The sequence below is a fragment of the Arthrobacter sp. NicSoilB11 genome, assembly GCF_019977375.1.
Classification (GTDB): Bacteria; Actinomycetota; Actinomycetes; order Actinomycetales; family Micrococcaceae; genus Arthrobacter.
In genome coordinates this window covers 285,056-302,616 of the sequence record NZ_AP024657.1, presented here as the reverse complement: position 1 = coordinate 302,616, position 17,561 = coordinate 285,056, and the positions used below count along the sequence as shown (strand labels likewise).

Here is a 17,561-nt window from a genome sequence, read left to right as displayed (position 1 = left end):
TGGGCCCGATGTCGGTGCCCGCCACTAGGGTTGGACGCATGGCAACAAAGACTTCCCGGGCCTCCAAGGCGCCCGCATACAAATGCGCCGAATGCGGCTGGACCACCGTGAAGTGGGTGGGCCGCTGCGGCGAGTGCCAGGCGTGGGGCACGGTTGAGGAAACAGGCACGGCGGTGGCGCGGACCACCGCGGCCACAACAGTCGTGGAGCCGGCGCGGCGGATCGCGGACGTGGACGCCACCACCGCGGCGTTCCTGCCAACAGGGGTGGATGAACTGGACAGGGTGCTGGGCGGCGGACTGGTTCCCGGCGCCGTCATCCTGCTGGCGGGTGAGCCCGGGGTCGGCAAGTCCACCCTGCTGCTGGACGTTGCCGCCAAGTTCGCGCGGACAGCCCAGGACGTCCTGTATGTCACCGGCGAAGAGTCGGCCGCCCAGGTGAAGCTGCGGGCGGAGCGGATCGACGCCGTCGCCGAATCCCTCTACCTGTCAGCGGAGACGGACCTTGGGCAGGCGCTGGGGCAGGTGGAGAAGATCGAACCTCGGCTGCTGATCGTGGACTCGGTGCAGACGCTCAGCAGCGCGGACGTGGACGGCAGTGCCGGTGGCGTGTCCCAGGTCCGGGAAGTGGCGGCTTCCATCATTGCCGCAGCCAAGCGGCGGAACATGACAACCCTGCTGGTGGGCCACGTCACGAAGGACGGTTCCATTGCCGGACCGCGGCTGCTGGAACACCTGGTGGATGTGGTGTGCCAGTTCGAAGGTGAGCGGCACTCCCGGCTGCGGCTGCTCCGTGCCGTGAAGAACCGGTACGGGCCGACGGATGACGTGGGCTGCTTCGACCTGAATGAAAACGGCATCGACGGCCTGGCCGATCCCAGCGGGCTGTTCGTCAGCCGCACCAAGGATCCGGTTTCCGGGACCTGCATCACCGTCACCATGGAGGGGCGCCGCCCCCTGCTGGCGGAGGTGCAGTCGCTGCTGGCGGAAAGCCCCAACTCTCAGCCGCGGCGGGCCACCAGCGGGCTGGACAGTTCCCGGGTTTCCATGCTCCTGGCCGTGCTGCAGCAGCGCGCAGGGACCCAGCTGCACAAGGACGATTCGTACGTTGCCACCGTGGGCGGGGTGAAGCTCAGCGAACCGGCAACGGACCTTGCGGTGGCCCTCGCCGTGGCGTCGGCCAAGGCCCGCAAGCCCCTGCCTGTCCGGCTGATCGCCTTCGGCGAGGTGGGGCTGGCAGGTGAAGTCCGGCCAGTACCGGGCATCAACCAGCGCATCCAGGAGGCACACCGGCTGGGATTCACCCACGCCGTGGTTCCGGCCAGCCACACCGGCCCGGGCCCTGTGCCTGCAGGGTTTTCGGTCCGGGAAGTGGAACACCTCACGGAAGCGCTCAGCCTCCTGATCGGGTAGCGGCAGGAGATTGCCGGCGCCCACGGAACGCCCTGCCCTGGTTTCTGCAGGGCTTTCGGCGGGTACTGTTGGTGCAAAACCTTCTTGCAGACGGAGGCTTTTGGTTTCTGCGCTGGGGGAAGCATGGCAATCAAGGAACAGCAGGGCACCGCCGACCGTGCGGGCCGCGTACGCATGGCGCCTGTGCAGCCGGTTGTGTCGGACCGGATTGACGGACTGCTCGAAGGCCTGAGCATCCGGAAGCGCGTGGCCGCAAGCCAGCTGCCGGTCACGGCCACGGTTGCACTCGTGGTGATCGCCACGGCAATCTTCAGCCCGAAGACGTTCGACGACAACCTGTTCGTGGCGGCGCTGCTCTTCCATCTGGCAATTGCCGCGGCGTGCTTTGCAACACCCTGGGGCCGGCTCCCTGCAGGTGCGTTCGCCGTCATCCCGCTGCTCGACTGCCTGGCCATCGGGTTCACCCGTGAGGCGGGAGGCCCGCCCTTCAACGTCCTCAGCATCATGCTGGTGTTCCCCGTCATCTGGCTCTCCGTCCACGACCGGCCGTACATGCCTGTCCTGGCCATGGCCGGGGCAGTCCTCAGTACCGTGGTTCCGTCTGTTGTCCAGGGCTCCCCGGTGCTGGGGGGATCGATGATCAGGACCCTGATCCTTCCCCTGGTCCTGTCAGTCATAGCGGTGACCGCGCATGTGATGGCCACAACCATCCGGCGCCAGCGGATCAAGCTCATGGAAAACGAACTGCACCTGGGCCGAACACTCGGTGAAAGCGTCCGCCGGCAGGCCCTGCTCGACGCAGTGCTCAGGGCGGTTGGCTTGGGCGTTTGGGTGGTGGACGCCAAAGGGAACACGGTGCTGGCAAACAGGGCAATGCACGCGGACCCTGCCCTTGCCGGCGTCATCAGCCCGGCAGGGGGCCAGGCACCCCTGATGTCCGCCGACCGCTCCACTCCAGTGCCGGCAAACCTGCTTCCCGCTGCCCGCGCCGCAGCGGGAGAAGCCTTCATTGACGAGCTGTACTGGGCCGGCCCGGCGGACCGGCAGCGCGCCTATTCCGTGAGCTCGCACGGGTTTCCTCCGGCGGGCGGGCAGGAAGGCGGCGCCGTCATCACGTTTGTGGACGTCACCAGCCTGATCGGTGCGCTGGCGGCCAAGGACAACTTCGTTGCCACGGTTTCGCACGAGCTGCGGACCCCCCTGACATCCATCCTCGGCTACCTGGAACTGGTCCTGGACGAACCCGGGCATGAGGACATCCGCGACGAGCTCCTGGTGGTGCGCCGGAATGCCGAACACCTGCTGGGACTCGTCAACGACCTCATTGCGGTCGCCTCGGAACGCGTGGACCTCGCGCTGGAGCAGGCGGACCTTGCCCGGCTGGTGGCCCGGGAGGTGGACGCAGCTTCGCCCACGGCTGCCGGCAACGGACTGCAGCTGGTGCTCGATGTGGAGCAGCCGCTTCATGCCAGGATGGATCCGGCACGGATCGGCCAGGTGATCCGGAACCTGCTTTCGAACGCCATCAAGTACTCCCCCAACGGCGGCCTGATAACCGCCCGGGCCTTCCGGACCCGGGAGGGCCTGGCCTGCTCCATCACGGACACCGGCTTGGGGATGACCGGGGAGGAGCAGGAGCAGGCCTTCAGCAAGTTCTTCCGTTCGGCCCGGTCGCGTGAAACCGCCATTCCCGGCGCCGGCCTGGGCCTGCCGGTGAGCAAGACCATTGTTGAGGGCCACGGCGGATCAATCAGCCTGGAGAGTGAACCCGGCCGGGGTACCAGGGCAACATTCATCCTGCCGGAATCCTGACCCGCCATCGCAGGGAGCTCCCGTTCTGCCCCTCAGGAGGAACCGCGCCGTCGGCAGGCGACGTGGGTCAGGAACCCGTGCCGGCCAGCCAGCTGGAAACGTCGCTGCGCAGCACGAGGAGGGGGCCGCCGGTGGCGCTCACGTTGCCGTTCACCACGTAATAGCCGCGGCCCGATCCGGCTCCCCCGGCGGCACGGTCCAGGGCATCCACCAGATGCCGCGGCAGGTGGCCCTGCGGCCCAAGGCTGCGGAGTTCATCGACTTCTTCGGGCGTAAGCCGCCCCAAAACCTCGACAATGTTGGCCATGAGTGGTCCCGTCCCTTTCGACCAGAGTGCCTGGCAGAGTGCCTGAAGGAATAACCTAAAGCAGGGCCGTGAACTCCACGTTAACGGCGGACGGCAACTTCCTTTCCTGTTCCCAGCGGCTTTCTTGGAGGATCAATGCCCATTCGAAGCGCCGGCATCCTGCTGTACCGGCAGGACCCGGCCATGCCCGCCGGCGCCCGGGAGGGCCTGCAGGTGTGGATCGCCCACATGGGCGGCCCGTTCTGGGCCCGCAAGGACGCGCATGCCTGGTCGATTCCGAAAGGCGAATACAGCGAGGGCGAAGACCCACGCGCTGCCGCGCTGCGCGAGTTCGCCGAGGAAATGGGCACCGCGGCCCCGGACGCCGAGTACCGGCTTCTGGGCGATTTCCGGCAACCGTCCGGAAAGCTCATCACGGTCTTCGCGGCCCAGGCCGACTTCGCCCCGGCCGTGATCAGCAGCAACACGTTTCCGCTGGAATGGCCCAAGGGGTCCGGCAGGATCCAGCATTACCCCGAAATCGACGACGCCCGCTGGTTCCCCGAGCAGGAGGCGCGGCTCAAGCTCGTGAAGGGCCAGCTGCCCATCCTTAGTGCCCTGGTCAGCGACGCCGCGCTGGCGTGAAGCCCCGACCCATTAAGAACGCACCCCTGCCTTCACGGCCAGCACCGGCCGGTCCGCCTGCATCAGGATCTGCTGGGCGTGGCTGCCGAGGATGAACTTGCCCACCTGGGTGCGGTGGCGGAGGCCGATCACGATCAGCGAAGCATCAACTTCCCTGGCCACGTCCAGGAACTCGTCCGCCAGGTCGTGCTCGTACGGCGGCTGAATGACGGTGGCATTGACTCCGGCGTCGGCCGCCTTTTTCGCGGCCTGGGCCAGGACGTCCTCCGGGGCCACGGACTTGTCCACCAGCGCCCCCTGGCGGGCGGAGTTCACGATGTACAGGTCCTTTTGCCGGAGCCGCGCTTCGGCGATCCCAGCGGCGAGGGCTGCCTCGCCGGCAGGCGTGGGGACGAACCCAACGATGATGCTCATACCTTCTCCTTGATGTTGTTGGTGCTGTCCGTGGCGGAGGCGACTGCCGCCGTCGTGCCCTTGCGCTTGGCCAGCATGCTGCGGAGGCCCGGCAGCACGGCCACCAGCACGAAGACCACCAGCAGTGTTGCCGAGATGGGGCGGGTGAAGAACCCGGTGGGATCGCCGCCGAAGACCAGCAGCGAGCGCCGCAGCGAGCTCTCCAACAGCTCGCCCAGGACGAAGGCCAGGACCAGCGGCCCCGGTTCGAAGCCGAACTTCTTCATCAGGTAGCCCAGCACGCCGAAGAACACCACAAGGGTCACGTCGAACATGCTGTTGTTGATGGTGTAGGCACCCAGCAGCGTGATCAGGGCGGTGACCGGCGCCAGGATGGCTGCCCGGACGCGGAGGATCCGGACGAAGATGCCTACCAGCGGCAGGCTCATGATCAGCAGCAGGATGTTGCCGATGTACATGGAGTTGACCACGCCCCAGAAGAGCTCCGGGTTCTGCTCCACCAGCTGCGGGCCCGGGGTGACGCCCTGGATCAGCAGCGCGCCGAACATCAGCGCCATGGTGGCGTTGGCGGGGATGCCGAGGGTCAGCAGCGGGATGAACGACGACGTTGCTGCCGCGTTGTTCGCTGTTTCCGGGCCGGCCACGCCTTCCGGTGCGCCCTTGCCGAACCGCTCCGGCTGCTTGGCCCGCTTCTTCTCCATGGCATAGGAGGCCATGGAAGCGATGGTGGCGCCGCCGCCGGGCAGAATGCCCAGGAAGAAGCCCAGGACCGAGCCGCGGGTAATGGCTCCCGATGCCTGCTTGAGGTCGGACCTGGAGGGCCAGACATTCGAGACCTTCGACGGCGCCTTGGCAGCCCGGTGCCGCTCCTCGAGGTTGTAGAGGATCTCGCCCAGTCCGAAGAGGCCCATGGCGATGGGCACGAAGTCGATCCCGTCCGCGAGCTGCAAGCTGCCGAAGGTGAAGCGGCTTTCGCCGGTAAAGATATCGCGGCCGACGGTAGCGAGCAGGAGTCCGACGGCGGCCGCGATGAGTGCCTTGGCCTTGGCGCCTCCGCTGATGGTTGCCACCAGCAGGATGCCCAGCAGCGCCAGCGCGGAGTACTCCGCGGGTCCGAAGTCGAGCGCGAAGCCCGCCACCACGGGAGCCAGGAAGGTCAGGCCGATAATCGAGGCGGTTCCGCCGATGAAGGACCCAATGGCCGCCAGGCCCAGGGCCGTGCCGGCCTTGCCCTGCCTGGCCATCTGGTACCCGTCGAAGACGGTGACCACGGAGGATGCCTCACCGGGAAGCCGGAGCAGGACGGACGTGATGGTGCCACCGTACTGGGCGCCGTAGAAGATGCCGGCGAGCATGATGATGGCGGTGACCGGCTCCACGCTGTAGGTCAGCGGAAGCAGGATGGCGATGGTGGCGGCCGGGCCCAGCCCGGGCAGCACGCCGATCAGCATGCCGATCACCACGCCAATCAGGCAGTAGAGAAGGTTCATTGGTTCCAGGACGACGGAAAAACCGTTGATCACAGGATTGAGGAAATCCACGGCGGTCTCCTAGAAGAGGTGGGGGATGGAAGTGCCCAGCGCCAGCACGAAGATCCCGTAGAAGGACGCGACGACGATGGCACTGATCACGAGGGTGGAACGCCAGGTCTCGCTGCCCAGGAACTTCATCCAGATGATGCACAGGATGAGGGCGGGAATCTCGAACCCGATCAACGGCATCAGCGCCACCATGGCGGCCAGCGTGGCCAGGCCAGTGAGGGGCGCGAAGGACATCCGGGTGAACTTCTCCGCGTCCCGGTTGTGCCGGCCCCACACCAGCTGGAAGGTGGCCAGGGCCACCATCACGCAGCTGGTCAGGAAGGGCCACAGCCCCGGTTCGGGCTTCTCCGGAGTGCCAAGGCCCATGGAAACTGACAGCGCCAGGGCGGCGGTTCCGACGGCGAGCACCACCAGGGATGAGGCCGCGTTGGCGAGCGGGCCTGCAGCGGGAGGCTTTTCCTCCTCCCACTGCGCAGCCAGTTCTTCGGGGGTCAGGGCCTCGGGCAGGTCTTCCGGGCCGTCACAGCCCGGCGGAAGGGCGGAGCTGCCGCCCCGCCCGGCAGCCACTGCTGGAGTAGTCCCCATGGCCGTTACTTGTTCCCGTTGAGGCTGATGCCGTACTTCTCCACCAGGGACTTGTACTTCGCGGCGTAGTCCTTCCACTGCGTTACCACTTCCTCGCCGGAGATCTCCTTGGGCGTCAGGAGGTTCTTCTTGTTGAACTCCTGGTAGGCGTCGGTCTTGAACGTGTCCTTGAATGCAGCGGCGAGCTTGTCCTTGACCTCCTGGGGAGTGCCCTTGGGAGCCGCGACCGCACGGTACTGTGCCACGGGAACGTCGTAGCCGGCTTCCTTGGCGGACGGAACGTCAGGCAGGAAGCTGTTGCGCCCTTCGGAGAAGACCAGCAGAGGGGTGACTTTTCCGGCCTGGATCTGTGCCATGGCTTCGCCCAGCTGGACAGTGGCCAGCTCCACCTGGTTGCCCAGGACGGCGGTCAGTGCCGGCTTACCACTGTCGAACGGCACATCGGTGCCCTGCACGTTGGCCTGCTTGAACAGGACGGTCTGGGCCAGCTGGCTGCCCGTGCCCACGCCGGTGGTCCCGAACGTGACGTTCCGGCCGGCGGCGGTGACGTCCTTGAAGCTCCTGAACCCGGAGCCCTGGCTGGCCACCAGCACGTAGTCGTCCTGCGAAAGTCCAGTGATGATGTCCAGGTCGTCGAGGTTCACTGCCTCGTCCTTGCTCACGGCAAGGGGGGTGATGGTGACCAGGGAGGCTGTGAGGAGTACCAGCTCCTGGCCGTCGGCCGTCTTGCCGGCAACTTCCTTGGTGGCGAGGGCGCCGTTGGCGCCCGGCTTGTTCACCACGGGCATCGGGGCTCCGAGGGTCTTGGCGGCGCCGTCTGCAAGCGCCCTGGCGATCAGGTCCGTGCTGCCGCCGGCGGCCTGTCCCACGGTCATTGTTACGGGCCCGGCCGGGTACTTGGACGGGTTGCCGGCTGCGGCTCCGCCGGCAACGTTGCCGCCGCAGGCTGTCAGTGCCAGCAGGGTGAAGGCCGACGCCGTTCCGAGAACGGCGCGGCGGGACGGGAAGTGCATCATTGGGACTCCTAGGTGCAAGCGCAGGTGCGGGCTGGGACGCCCGGTACATCTGTGAAGCGGGTCACCCCCGCCTCGCTGTGTTGAGTGTAGGGAGCAGTTATGATGCCTGTCTAAGCCCATATCTGCATCATTTGATACCCGGAAGGCATCATGTTCACTTTCGACCAACTGGCCGGATTCATCGCCGTAGCGGAGGAACTCCACTTCGGCAGGGCGGCAGAACGCCTGAATATGACGCAGCCGCCACTGAGCCGGCAAATCCAGAAACTCGAAAAGGCCGTGGGCGCCGAACTGCTGGAGCGGGACAACAGGAAAGTGGAGCTGACATCTGCCGGCCGGACGTTCCTGGACGAGGCCCGCCGGCTCATGGCACTCGCGGAGCGGGCACCTGTCACCGCACGCCGCATCGCTTCCGGCAAATCCGGCGTCCTGCGGATAGGCTTCACCGCGGCCAGCGGCTTCAGCATCCTGGGTCCGCTGCTGGAGGAACTCGCGGGCATCATCCCCGATGTGGACATCGAGCTGCAGGAACTGGTGACCGGAGACCAGTTGGCCGGGCTGCTGACGGGCGAACTGGACCTGGGGCTGGCACGGCCGCCGTTCGACCGGGAGACCTTTGACTCGCATCTCCTCTACCGCGAGTCCATGATGCTGGCCGTCCCCGAGGGGCACCCGCTGACGAAGCTGGAACGGAGCATTGCCGCGGACGATTTCAGCGATGAGCCCCTGATCATGCACTCGGCCACCCAGGCCCGCTACTTCTATGACCTGGTGGTGCGCATGCTCCCCATCCGCCACACCAACGTGGTGCACACGGTGAGCCAGATCCTCACCATGGTGTCGCTGGTGGCGGCCAAGCGCGGGCTGGCCTTCGTGCCCCACTCGGCCACCATGCTAGGTATCCGCGGCGTTGAATTCCTCCCGCTGGAGGGTGGCGACCACGAACAGGTGGAGCTGCATGCGCTGTGGAACCGGAGGGTCACCAATCCTGCGCTGTCGCGCCTCCTCCGGGACCTTGAGTTCGCCATGGAGTAACCGGCGCCCCTCCGGTCAGTAATGCAGCAAAGGTATCAACGCATATAAAAATGCACTTAGACAGGCATCGAGGGCGCTCCTACTGTGGGAACGGAATCATCAGCCTGCCGCCCGCGGCGCACACACCCGGAGGACCCACACCGTGGCAAAGTACACACCCCAGGAACTGGCGGACACGCTCAAGGAAGGCCTGCTGTCCTTTCCCGTGACCCCGTTCGATGCCCAGCTCCAGGTCGATGAGGAGAACTACCGCAAGCACCTGGCGTGGCAGGCGAGCTTTCCGGTGGCGGGCCTGTTCGCGGCCGGCGGCACCGGCGAAGGGTTCTCCCTGACTCCTGCCGAGTCGGAGCACGTGGTGCGGACAGCCGTCGAGGAGGTGGGCAGCCGCATCCCCGTCCTTGCCTCCGCCGGTGGCTCCACGGCGCAGGCCATCGAAAATGCGAAGGCTGCCGAGGCTGCCGGCGCAGAAGGCATCCTCCTCCTGCCCCCGTACCTCACGGAGGCAGACCAGGACGGGCTCGTGGAACACGTCAGCGCGGTCTGCCGGGCCACCTCCCTGGGCGTCATCATCTACAACCGGGCCAACGCCATCTACCGGGACACCACGGTGGCAACCCTCGCCGAGCGGCACCAGAACCTGATCGGCTTCAAGGACGGTGTGGGCGACCTGGAACACGATGCCCGCGTTTACGCCAAGCTCGGCGACCGCCTCTTCTACCTGGGCGGCCTCCCGACCGCCGAGACCTTCGCCCTTCCCCTCCTGCAGCTCGGCATGAGCACGTACTCCAGCGCCATGTACAACTTCGTCCCCCAGTTCGCACTGGACTTCTACCAGGACGTCCGCAACCAGGACCGGGCCGCGGTGAACAGGAAGCTCAACGACTTCGTCATCCCCTACCTGGACATCCGCGACCGCGTGAAGGGCTACTCTGTTTCCATCGTCAAAGCCGGCCTTGATGCCGTGGGCCGTCCCGCCGGCCCGGTGCGGCCGCCGCTGCAGAACCTCAACGATCAGGACTTCGCGGACCTCAAAGCCCTGATCGCCACCGTTTCCTAGCCGTCGCTGCAGACACAGGAGCCCCACCATGACCCTCAACGGACATTCACTCATCGCCGGCCGGCCCGTTACCGGCGAAGGCAAAACCACCAGCGGGTTCAACCCGGCCACCAACCAGGCCCTGGAGCCCGCCTACTCACTGATCACGGAAGAACAGTTGAAAGCCGCCACGGCAGCGGCCGCCGAGGCCTTCCCGTCCTTCAGCACCCTTGACCCGGAAACCCACGCGTCCTTCCTCGAAGCGATCGCGGACAACATCGACGCCCTGGGCGAGGAACTGATCATCCGCGCCGGCCAGGAAACAGGGCTCCCGGCGGCGCGGCTCACCGGTGAGCGGGCCCGCACCACCGGCCAGCTTCGCCTCTTCGCGGACGTGGTGCGGCAAGGCGACTTCCGCGGCGTCCGCATCGACCCCGCCCTCCCGGACCGGAACCCGCTCCCCCGGGCTGACATCCGGCAGCGGCAGCTCCCCCTGGGTCCCGTCGCCGTGTTCGGCGCCAGCAACTTCCCGCTGGCATTCTCGACGGCGGGCGGAGACACCGCCTCGGCCCTCGCCGCAGGCTGCCCGGTGGTCTTCAAGGCCCACAACGCCCACCCCGGCACCAGCGAACTGGTGGGCCAGGCGGTCACCCAGGCCGTCAAGGACGCAGGGCTGCACCCCGGCGTGTTCTCCCTGATCTACGGTCCCGGTTCCAGCATCGGCCAGGCCCTCGTGGCGGACCCCGCCATCAAGGCGGTCGGCTTCACCGGCTCCCAGGCTGCAGGCATCGCCCTGATGAAAACCGCGGCCGCCCGCCCCGAGCCGATTCCCGTGTACGCGGAGATGTCGTCACTGAACCCGGTCTTTGTCTTCGAGGGCGCCCTCGAGGGCGACGTCGATGCCCTTGCACAGCAGTACGTCACCGCCGTCACCGGAAGTTCCGGCCAGCTCTGCACCTCCCCCGGACTCCTGTTCGCCCCCGAAGGCGAGGCAGGGGACAAACTCGCTGCCGCCGTCGGACGTGCCGTGTCCGACTGCGCCGGTCAGACCATGCTCACCGAAGGCATTGCCAAGTCCTGGAACGCCGGGACGGAAAACCTTGGCGCGGCAGCCGGCGTCGAACTCATCGGCCAGGGCACTCCCGGCCCCACCGAGAACGCCCCGGCGCCCACCATCTTCGGCACGGGCGTCACCGAATTCACCAGCAACCACGTCCTGCATGAGGAAATCTTCGGCGCCGCGTCCCTGGTGATCCGCTACAGCTCCATCCAGGACCTCCTCCAGGCAGCCGGCCGGATGGAAGGCCAGCTCACCGCGTCCCTGCAGCTCACCGAGCAGGACTATCCAACAGCGGCGCCGCTTATCCCCGTCCTGGAGCAAAAAGTGGGACGTATCATTGTCAACGGCTGGCCCACCGGCGTCGAAGTCGGCCACGCCATGGTCCACGGCGGCCCCTTCCCCGCCACCTCGGACTCGCGCACCACCTCCGTTGGAACCCTGGCGATCAACCGCTTCCTGCGTCCCGTGGCCTACCAGAACCTCCCCCAGGAACTGCTCCCGGCAGCCCTGCAGGACGCCAACCCCTGGCACCTCAACCGGCGCATCGACGGCGAAGTGGTTTCCGCCGCAGAGAAAGCAGAGAGCAACGCATGAGCAACCAGCCCACCATTGCCGCCATCGAAGTTGTACCGGTAGCCGGCTACGACAGCATGCTGATGAACCTCAGCGGCGCCCACGGCCCGTTCTTCACCCGCAATGTGGTGATCATTACCGACTCGGACGGCCGCACCGGCCTCGGTGAGGTTCCCGGCGGCGAAAAAATCCGCAGCACCATCCAGGAAGCCGGCGTCCTGATCAAGGGCAAGCCCGTGGCCCGGTACCGCTCCCTGCTGCGGGAAATCGCCGCGGGATTCGCGGACCGGGACGCCGGCGGGCGCGGGCTGCAGACGTTCGACCTGCGCACCACCGTCCACGCCGTCACCGCCGTCGAGTCCGCCCTGCTGGACCTGCACGGCCAGTTCCTCGGCGTTCCCGTCGCGGAACTGCTCGGCGACGGGCAGCAGCGGACGTCCGTGCCGATGCTCGGGTACCTGTTCTTCATCGGCGACCACACGCGAACCGACCTGCCGTACCTGGTGGAGGAGTCGCCGTCGGACCGCTGGGAAATACTCCGGCGCCAGGAGGCCATGACTCCGGAAGCCGTCGTTGCGCTGGCCGAAGCCGCCCAGGAACGTTATGGCTTCTCCGACTTCAAGCTCAAGGGCGGCGTGCTGTCCGGCGACGACGAAGTGGACGTGGTCACGGCACTCGCCAAGCGGTTCCCGGAGGCCAGGGTCACGCTCGACCCGAACGGCGGCTGGCTGCTGGAGGAGGCAATCCGGTTGGGCAAGCGGATGCAGGGCGTGGTGGCGTATGCAGAGGACCCCTGCGGCGCCGAAGGTCGGTTCTCCGGCCGCGAAGTGATGGCCGAGTTCCGCCGGGCCACCGGACTGAAGACCGCCACCAACATGATCGCGACGGACTGGCGCGAAATGTCGCATGCCATCCGCAGCAACGCCGTGGACATCCCACTGGCCGATCCGCACTTCTGGACCATGCACGGCTCGGTCCGGGTGGCCCAGCTGTGCAACGAGTTCGGCCTCACCTGGGGCTCGCACTCCAACAACCACTTCGACATCTCGCTGGCCATGTTCACCCACACCGGAGCCGCCGCCCCCGGTGGGATCACGGCACTGGACACGCACTGGATCTGGCAGGACGGACAGGGCCTCACCAAGGAGCCGCTGCAGATCAAGGGCGGCGCCATCGAAGTCCCGGCGGCTCCCGGCCTGGGGATCGAGCTGGACCGGGACGCGCTGGACAAGGCGCACCAGCTGTACCTTGAGCACGGCCTGGATGCCCGTGACGACAGCATCGGCATGCAGTACTACATCGACGGCTGGTCCTTCGACCCCAAGCGGCCGTGCCTGGTCAGGTAATGGGCCAGGCCACGACAGCAGGTAACGAAAGCCGGCAACCGCAAGTCCGGTAAGTTTCTCCAAGGCCCCCGCCTTGCCAACACCCCTCCCAAAGGAAACATTCAATGAAGTCTGTGGACAACGCCGTCCTGGACCTGGCATCTGCCACCAGGAAATTCTTCAAGCGCGTGCTCCCGGTCATGCTGGTCATGCTGGTCTGCAACCAGCTGAACCGCTCAAACATCGGCTACGCCCAGGACCACCTCCAGGCTGACGTGGGAATCGGCGCCGCCGCTTATGGTTTCGGTGCCGGCCTGTTCTTTATCGCCTATGCCATCTTTGAGCTCCCCAGCAACGTGATGATGGAAAAATACGGCGCCAAGGTCTGGTTGACCAGGATCATGGTCAGCTGGGGCATCGTCTCCTTCCTGATGGCGTTCGTGCAGAACGAGACCATGTTCTACGTCCTGCGGTTCCTCCTGGGCGCCGCAGAGGCCGGCTTCTTCCCGGCCGTCATCTTCTACTTCGCCCGCTGGGTTCCTGCCGGCCAGCGCGGGAAGGCGACGGCGGTCTTCATCGCCGGTTCCTCGGTTGCCGCGGCGATTTCCGGCCCCATCGCCGGCATGCTGCTGAGCCTCAACGGCGCCCTGGGAATGCGCGGCTGGCAGTGGCTCTTCGGGTTCGAGGGCATTCTGTCCGTCCTGGTGGGCGTCACTGTGTTCTTCCTGCTGGACGCGAAAATCGCCGACGCCAGGTGGCTCTCCCCCGCCGAAAAGGACGCGCTGTCCCAGGCCATCGATGCGGAGGACGCCGGGCACGCCAAGGCGGAGAGTGGAAAGGTCAACCGCTGGAAGATGCTGCTGAACCCGCAGATCCTGCTCCTGTGCGGCATCTACTTCGCCATCCAGCTGTCCATCTACGCCAACACCTTCTGGCTGCCAGGCATCATCAAGCGGATCCCCGGGACCACCGACCTCTCCGCAGGTTTCCTCTCCTCCATCCCCTGGATCTGCGCCGTGTTCGCGATGTACTTCGCGGCGAAGTGGCAGGACAAGGCCAGGTCCAGGAAGCCCCTGCTGGTGGTCGCGCTCCTGGTGGCAGCCATCGGTACCTACGCGGCGGCCGTGGCCTCGCCCGTGCTGGCGCTGGTGTTCCTGGCCGTAGCAGCCATGGGGTTCAAGAGCGCCTCACCGCTGTTCTGGACCATTCCGCAGTCCGGACTGCACCCGCTGGTGCTGGCTCCGGCCATCGCCATCATCAACTCGCTGGGCAACCTGGGCGGGTTCGTGGCACCGTTCGGTTTCGGCATCATCAAGGAGCAGACCGGCAGCGTCATCCCGGGACTATTCGCCCTGGCTGCGGCTTCGGCGGCGGCAGCCGGCCTGGTCTACTTCCTGAAGGAACGCCGCAGCGGGGCTGAGGCGTCGCCCGAGACGCCGGAACTGCCCAACACGGCGCCGCTCCCCAGCAGGGCCTAACCCGCGGTAAGCACCAGCGCCACGCTGTGGCCGCCAAAACCGAAGGCATTCACCAGCCCGGCCGGGGCATAACCCGGCGGAAGCTGGTGGGTGCCTTCGGTGAGGACGTTAAGGTCCACTTCCGGGTCCAGCGCTTCCACGTTCAGCGTCCCGGGGACCTTCCCGGTCCGCAGGGCTTCGAGGACCACGACGGCGGCCAGGGAACCGGCGCCGCCCAGCAGGTGGCCGGTATGCCCTTTGGTGGAAGTGACCGGCACGTCAGCGCCGAAGACGGCGTTGATCGCCTGGCCCTCCAGCCGGTCCCCCACAGGGGTGGAGGTGGCGTGCGCGTGGACGAATCCGATATCAGCCGGCCGCATGCCCGCCGAGTCCAGCGCCTTCTGCATGACCCGCCGCTGCATGGCGGGGTCCGCGGCCACGATGTCGTTCGCGTCGGAGGTCACGGCTCCGCCTGCCACAGCACCAAGGACGGCGGCGCCGCGGGCACGGGCGTGCTCCTCGCTCTCCAGCACCACCACGCCGGCGCCCTCTGCCAGCACAAACCCGTCGCGGCCGCCGTCGAACGGGCGCGAGGCCAGCTTGGGGTCATCCGACCGGGTGGACAGGGCACGGATCTGGGAGAAGCCGGTGATCACAAGGTCGTTGACGGAGGCGTCCACGCCGCCGGCAATCACGACGTCGGCAGCACCGGAGCGGATCATCTCGGCTGCCTGGACAATCGCCTCAGCCCCGGAGGCGCAGGCGCTGACAGGCGTCCGGGCGCCGCCACGGGCGCCAAGGTCGATGGACACCCACGCGGCCGGACCGTTGACCATGAGGCGGGTGAGGGTATGCGGCGAAACCTTCCGGGGGCCCGATTCGGCCAGCACCCGGTCCTGCTCGATGGTGGAACCGAGCCCGCCGTAAGCGGAGCCGATCACCACGGCGAACCGCTCCGGATCCACCTCGGGGGCGCCGGCCTGCGCCCATGCCTCGCGCGCCGCGATCAGCGCCAACTGGCCGCACCGGTCCATCCGCTTCATCTCGCGGGTACTGAGGTGCTCCGAAAGGTCTGCGGTGACCTGCCCTGCGATTTTGACGGGCAACTGCCCTGCCCAGTCCTGCTCCAGCGGCCCGATCCCGGACCGGCCCTCAAGCAGGGCCTCCCAGGTTTCCTTGACGCTGGAACCCAGCGGGTTGATGGTGCCGGCGCCGGTGACCAGCGCGCGTGGTTGTACTGCCGTCATGGTTGGCTACTTTGCGGGGTTATGGGTGCCGATGGGCACGAGCGTCAGGTCGGGGTGGTTCTTCTCGATCCGCCGGAGCGCCCAGACGTCGTTGAACAGGGCGAGGTATTCGCCGTCGGACCGCAGCAGCACCTCCGCGCCCGGGACGTTTGCCAGCGCGGGCATGGCATCCGCAGTCGAAATCCTGGCCAGGGAGTAGGGCAGGCGTTCCAGGCGCATGGGTGCGCTGAAGTCGTGCGCCATGCGGTCCTCCACCACTTCGAACTGCATGGGCCCGACGGCGGCAAGCACCGGCGCCTGGTCACCGCGGACGTCGGAGCGGAGCACCTGGATGACGCCCTCGTGTTCCAGCTGCTCAATGCCGCGGCGGAACTGCTTGAACTTGCTGGGGTCCTTGGACCGGGCCACCTGGAAGTGCTCGGGGGCAAACAGCGGGATGGCCGGGTATTCCACCGGGTTCTCAAGGAACAGGCTGTCGCCCACGCGCAGCGAGGACGCGTTGACCAGGCCCACCACGTCACCGGGGTAGGCCTCGTCAATGACTTCGCGTTCGCGGCCGAACACCTGCTGTGCGTACTTGGTGGCGAAGGACTTGCCGGTGCGGGTCTGGGTGACCACCATGCCGCGCTCGAAGACGCCCGAGCAGACGCGGATGAAGGCCACGTGGTCGCGGTGCGCCTTGTTCATGCCGGCCTGGACCTTGAAGACGAACCCGGAGAACGGGGATTCCACGGGACGGGGGTTTCCGTCCACGTCGGGGCGGGGCGCTGCCGGCGGGGCGAAGTCCACCAGCGCGTCCAGCAGTTCCTTGACGCCGAAGTTCAGCGCAGCAGAACTGAACAGGATGGGGGTTGCCCTGCCGGCGTGGAAGGCGTCGACGTCGAACTCCAGGTTGGACTCAATCACCAGTCCGGCCTCGTCCACCGCGTCAGACCAGTTGCTGCCCTGGTCTTCCGCCGCTTCCTCGGGAGTGAAGTACTCGGTGATGGCGATCTGCGCTCCGGCGTTGTTGCGCTGGAACCGGGCGAAGCGGTCGTTGCGGAGGTCCCAGACGCCGCGGAAGTCACCGGAGATGCCCACGGCCCAGGTCAGCGGCATGGGCTGCAGCCCGGTGCGCTCGGTGATCTCGTCCATCAATGCCAGGGCGTCCAGGCCCGGGCGGTCCCACTTGTTGATGACCGTGATGATGGGCAGGTTGCGCTGCTTGCAGACCTCGAAGAGTTTCATGGTCTGGGTTTCCAGGCCCTTGGCGGCGTCCACCAGCATCACGGCGCAATCAACGGCGGCGAGCACGCGGTAGGTGTCCTCGGAGAAGTCGGCGTGGCCGGGGGTGTCCAGAAGGTTGATGACGGTGTCCCGGTAGGAGAACTGCAGGGCCGCGGAGCTGATGGAGATGCCGCGGTCCTTTTCCATCTGCATCCAGTCCGAGACTGTTTCCTTGCGGTTGGCCTTGCCACTGGAAGCGCCCGCGGTGCCGATCACCTTTGCGTGCAGCGCCAGCGCTTCGGTGAGCGTTGACTTGCCCGCGTCAGGGTGGGAGATGACAGCGAAGGTCCTGCGGCGGCCAGCCTCTTTGTGGATACCGGAGATCCGGGCGGGGGTCAGGACATCTTGGGACACGGTGCTACTTTCGCTGCGGTTGTGGCTGCCCAGGTGTCTTTCGGGTACTGCGCTGCGACTCAAGGGCGGGGAAGGTGATTGGCAAACGGCCAAAGTACAGTTTATCGCAGGGCTGCAAACCGGACGGGTTCCGCTTAACGCGGGCGAAACCGGACGTTCAAGGCGGCGAAATGCGGGGCAGTTAGCTTTGGGCGCATGATGCATGGCGCCACTTTCACCGGCAACCTTTTTTTCGACCCCCTGGCCACCAACCTGGGCGCCAACGCGGGTGCGGTCCTTGGCACCGCCGCGGCCCAGCCGCCGGGTTCGGTCCTTCCTACCGGCCCGTCCCGGAAACGGGGAGTGCAAACAGCGGCTGAACACAAAGCACTCCGTGCCGCTTCACTGTCGAAAGTCAGCCGGGATTTGGAGCGGATGCTCAGGGACCGGAAGCGCTGACGTCCCCGCGGCGGCAAAACCTGGCAGGCATGGGGGTGCCCGGCAACGGGTACCCGGCA

General features: G+C 66.8%; 16 protein-coding genes. 9 read left to right on the top strand and 7 right to left on the bottom strand.

The genetic code is table 11. From position 1 onward, the window contains the following. Positions 1–38 precede the first annotated feature (38 nt). Complete coding sequence (gene radA / locus LDO14_RS01465) at positions 39–1,412, top strand: DNA repair protein RadA (protein ID WP_018770932.1); 1,374 nt, start codon at positions 39–41, stop codon at positions 1,410–1,412. Positions 1,413–1,535: 123 nt separating this feature from the next. Then, positions 1,536–3,224, top strand: coding sequence for a HAMP domain-containing sensor histidine kinase (locus LDO14_RS01460; RefSeq protein ID WP_018770933.1), 1,689 nt, complete (start codon positions 1,536–1,538; stop codon positions 3,222–3,224). Between the two features lie 67 nt (positions 3,225–3,291). Here LDO14_RS01460 and LDO14_RS01455 read toward each other — a convergent pair whose 3' ends face one another. After that, on the bottom strand, positions 3,292–3,531 hold the full coding sequence (locus LDO14_RS01455; RefSeq protein WP_223993422.1) for a hypothetical protein: 240 nt from the start codon (positions 3,529–3,531) through the stop codon (positions 3,292–3,294). A 135-nt stretch (positions 3,532–3,666) separates the two neighbouring features. Here LDO14_RS01455 and LDO14_RS01450 point away from each other — a divergent pair, with 135 nt between their 5' ends. Continuing rightward, on the top strand, positions 3,667–4,155 hold the full coding sequence (locus LDO14_RS01450) for an NUDIX domain-containing protein (RefSeq protein ID WP_018770935.1): 489 nt from the start codon (positions 3,667–3,669) through the stop codon (positions 4,153–4,155). Between the two features lie 12 nt (positions 4,156–4,167). On the opposite strand, the gene LDO14_RS01445 is transcribed toward LDO14_RS01450, so the two are convergent. Genes LDO14_RS01445 through LDO14_RS01430 form a run of 4 tightly spaced genes read right to left on the bottom strand, consistent with a single transcriptional unit; the run spans position 4,168 to position 7,711 of the window. Beyond that, a complete protein-coding gene (locus tag LDO14_RS01445; RefSeq protein ID WP_018770936.1) occupies positions 4,168–4,569 on the bottom strand; it encodes a universal stress protein in 402 nt (133 codons plus the stop codon). Next, positions 4,566–6,110 (bottom strand): tripartite tricarboxylate transporter permease, encoded by a 1,545-nt coding sequence (locus tag LDO14_RS01440; RefSeq protein ID WP_223993421.1) that lies wholly within the window; start codon positions 6,108–6,110, stop codon positions 4,566–4,568. The genes LDO14_RS01445 and LDO14_RS01440 overlap by 4 nt, the downstream gene beginning before the upstream one ends. 9 nt (positions 6,111–6,119) lie before the next feature. Then, positions 6,120–6,695, bottom strand: coding sequence for a tripartite tricarboxylate transporter TctB family protein (locus LDO14_RS01435; RefSeq protein WP_223993419.1), 576 nt, complete (start codon positions 6,693–6,695; stop codon positions 6,120–6,122). 5 nt (positions 6,696–6,700) lie between these two features. Then, entirely contained in the window at positions 6,701–7,711 is a 1,011-nt protein-coding gene (locus LDO14_RS01430) for a tripartite tricarboxylate transporter substrate binding protein (protein WP_018770939.1), read from the bottom strand. A gap of 150 nt (positions 7,712–7,861) precedes the next feature. On the opposite strand from LDO14_RS01430, the gene LDO14_RS01425 reads away from it, so the two are divergent. From LDO14_RS01425 to LDO14_RS01405, 5 genes are all read left to right on the top strand, one after another. After that, positions 7,862–8,746, top strand: a complete 885-nt coding sequence (locus tag LDO14_RS01425; RefSeq protein ID WP_056388362.1) for a LysR family transcriptional regulator — start codon at positions 7,862–7,864, stop codon at positions 8,744–8,746. Positions 8,747–8,888: 142 nt separating this feature from the next. Continuing rightward, positions 8,889–9,803 carry a 5-dehydro-4-deoxyglucarate dehydratase gene (gene kdgD, locus LDO14_RS01420; RefSeq protein WP_056388364.1) on the top strand — a complete coding sequence of 305 codons (915 nt, stop codon included), beginning with the start codon at positions 8,889–8,891 and terminating at the stop codon, positions 9,801–9,803. A 28-nt stretch (positions 9,804–9,831) separates the two neighbouring features. Then, positions 9,832–11,436, top strand: a complete 1,605-nt coding sequence (locus LDO14_RS01415) for an aldehyde dehydrogenase (NADP(+)) (protein ID WP_223993417.1) — start codon at positions 9,832–9,834, stop codon at positions 11,434–11,436. Then, complete coding sequence (locus LDO14_RS01410; RefSeq protein WP_223993415.1) at positions 11,433–12,761, top strand: enolase C-terminal domain-like protein; 1,329 nt, start codon at positions 11,433–11,435, stop codon at positions 12,759–12,761. The genes LDO14_RS01415 and LDO14_RS01410 overlap by 4 nt, the downstream gene beginning before the upstream one ends. A gap of 104 nt (positions 12,762–12,865) precedes the next feature. Then, entirely contained in the window at positions 12,866–14,218 is a 1,353-nt protein-coding gene (locus LDO14_RS01405; RefSeq protein ID WP_223993413.1) for an MFS transporter, read from the top strand. Here LDO14_RS01405 and LDO14_RS01400 read toward each other — a convergent pair. Next, positions 14,215–15,444 carry a beta-ketoacyl-[acyl-carrier-protein] synthase family protein gene (locus tag LDO14_RS01400; protein WP_018770945.1) on the bottom strand — a complete coding sequence of 410 codons (1,230 nt, stop codon included), beginning with the start codon at positions 15,442–15,444 and terminating at the stop codon, positions 14,215–14,217. The two genes, LDO14_RS01405 and LDO14_RS01400, sit on opposite strands and share 4 nt — an antisense overlap. Positions 15,445–15,450: 6 nt before the next feature. Then, positions 15,451–17,064, bottom strand: a complete 1,614-nt coding sequence (locus LDO14_RS01395) for a peptide chain release factor 3 (protein ID WP_144600974.1) — start codon at positions 17,062–17,064, stop codon at positions 15,451–15,453. Between the two features lie 195 nt (positions 17,065–17,259). Here LDO14_RS01395 and LDO14_RS01390 point away from each other — a divergent pair, with 195 nt between their 5' ends. Beyond that, complete coding sequence (locus tag LDO14_RS01390) at positions 17,260–17,502, top strand: hypothetical protein (RefSeq protein WP_018770947.1); 243 nt, start codon at positions 17,260–17,262, stop codon at positions 17,500–17,502. Positions 17,503–17,561 lie beyond the last annotated feature (59 nt).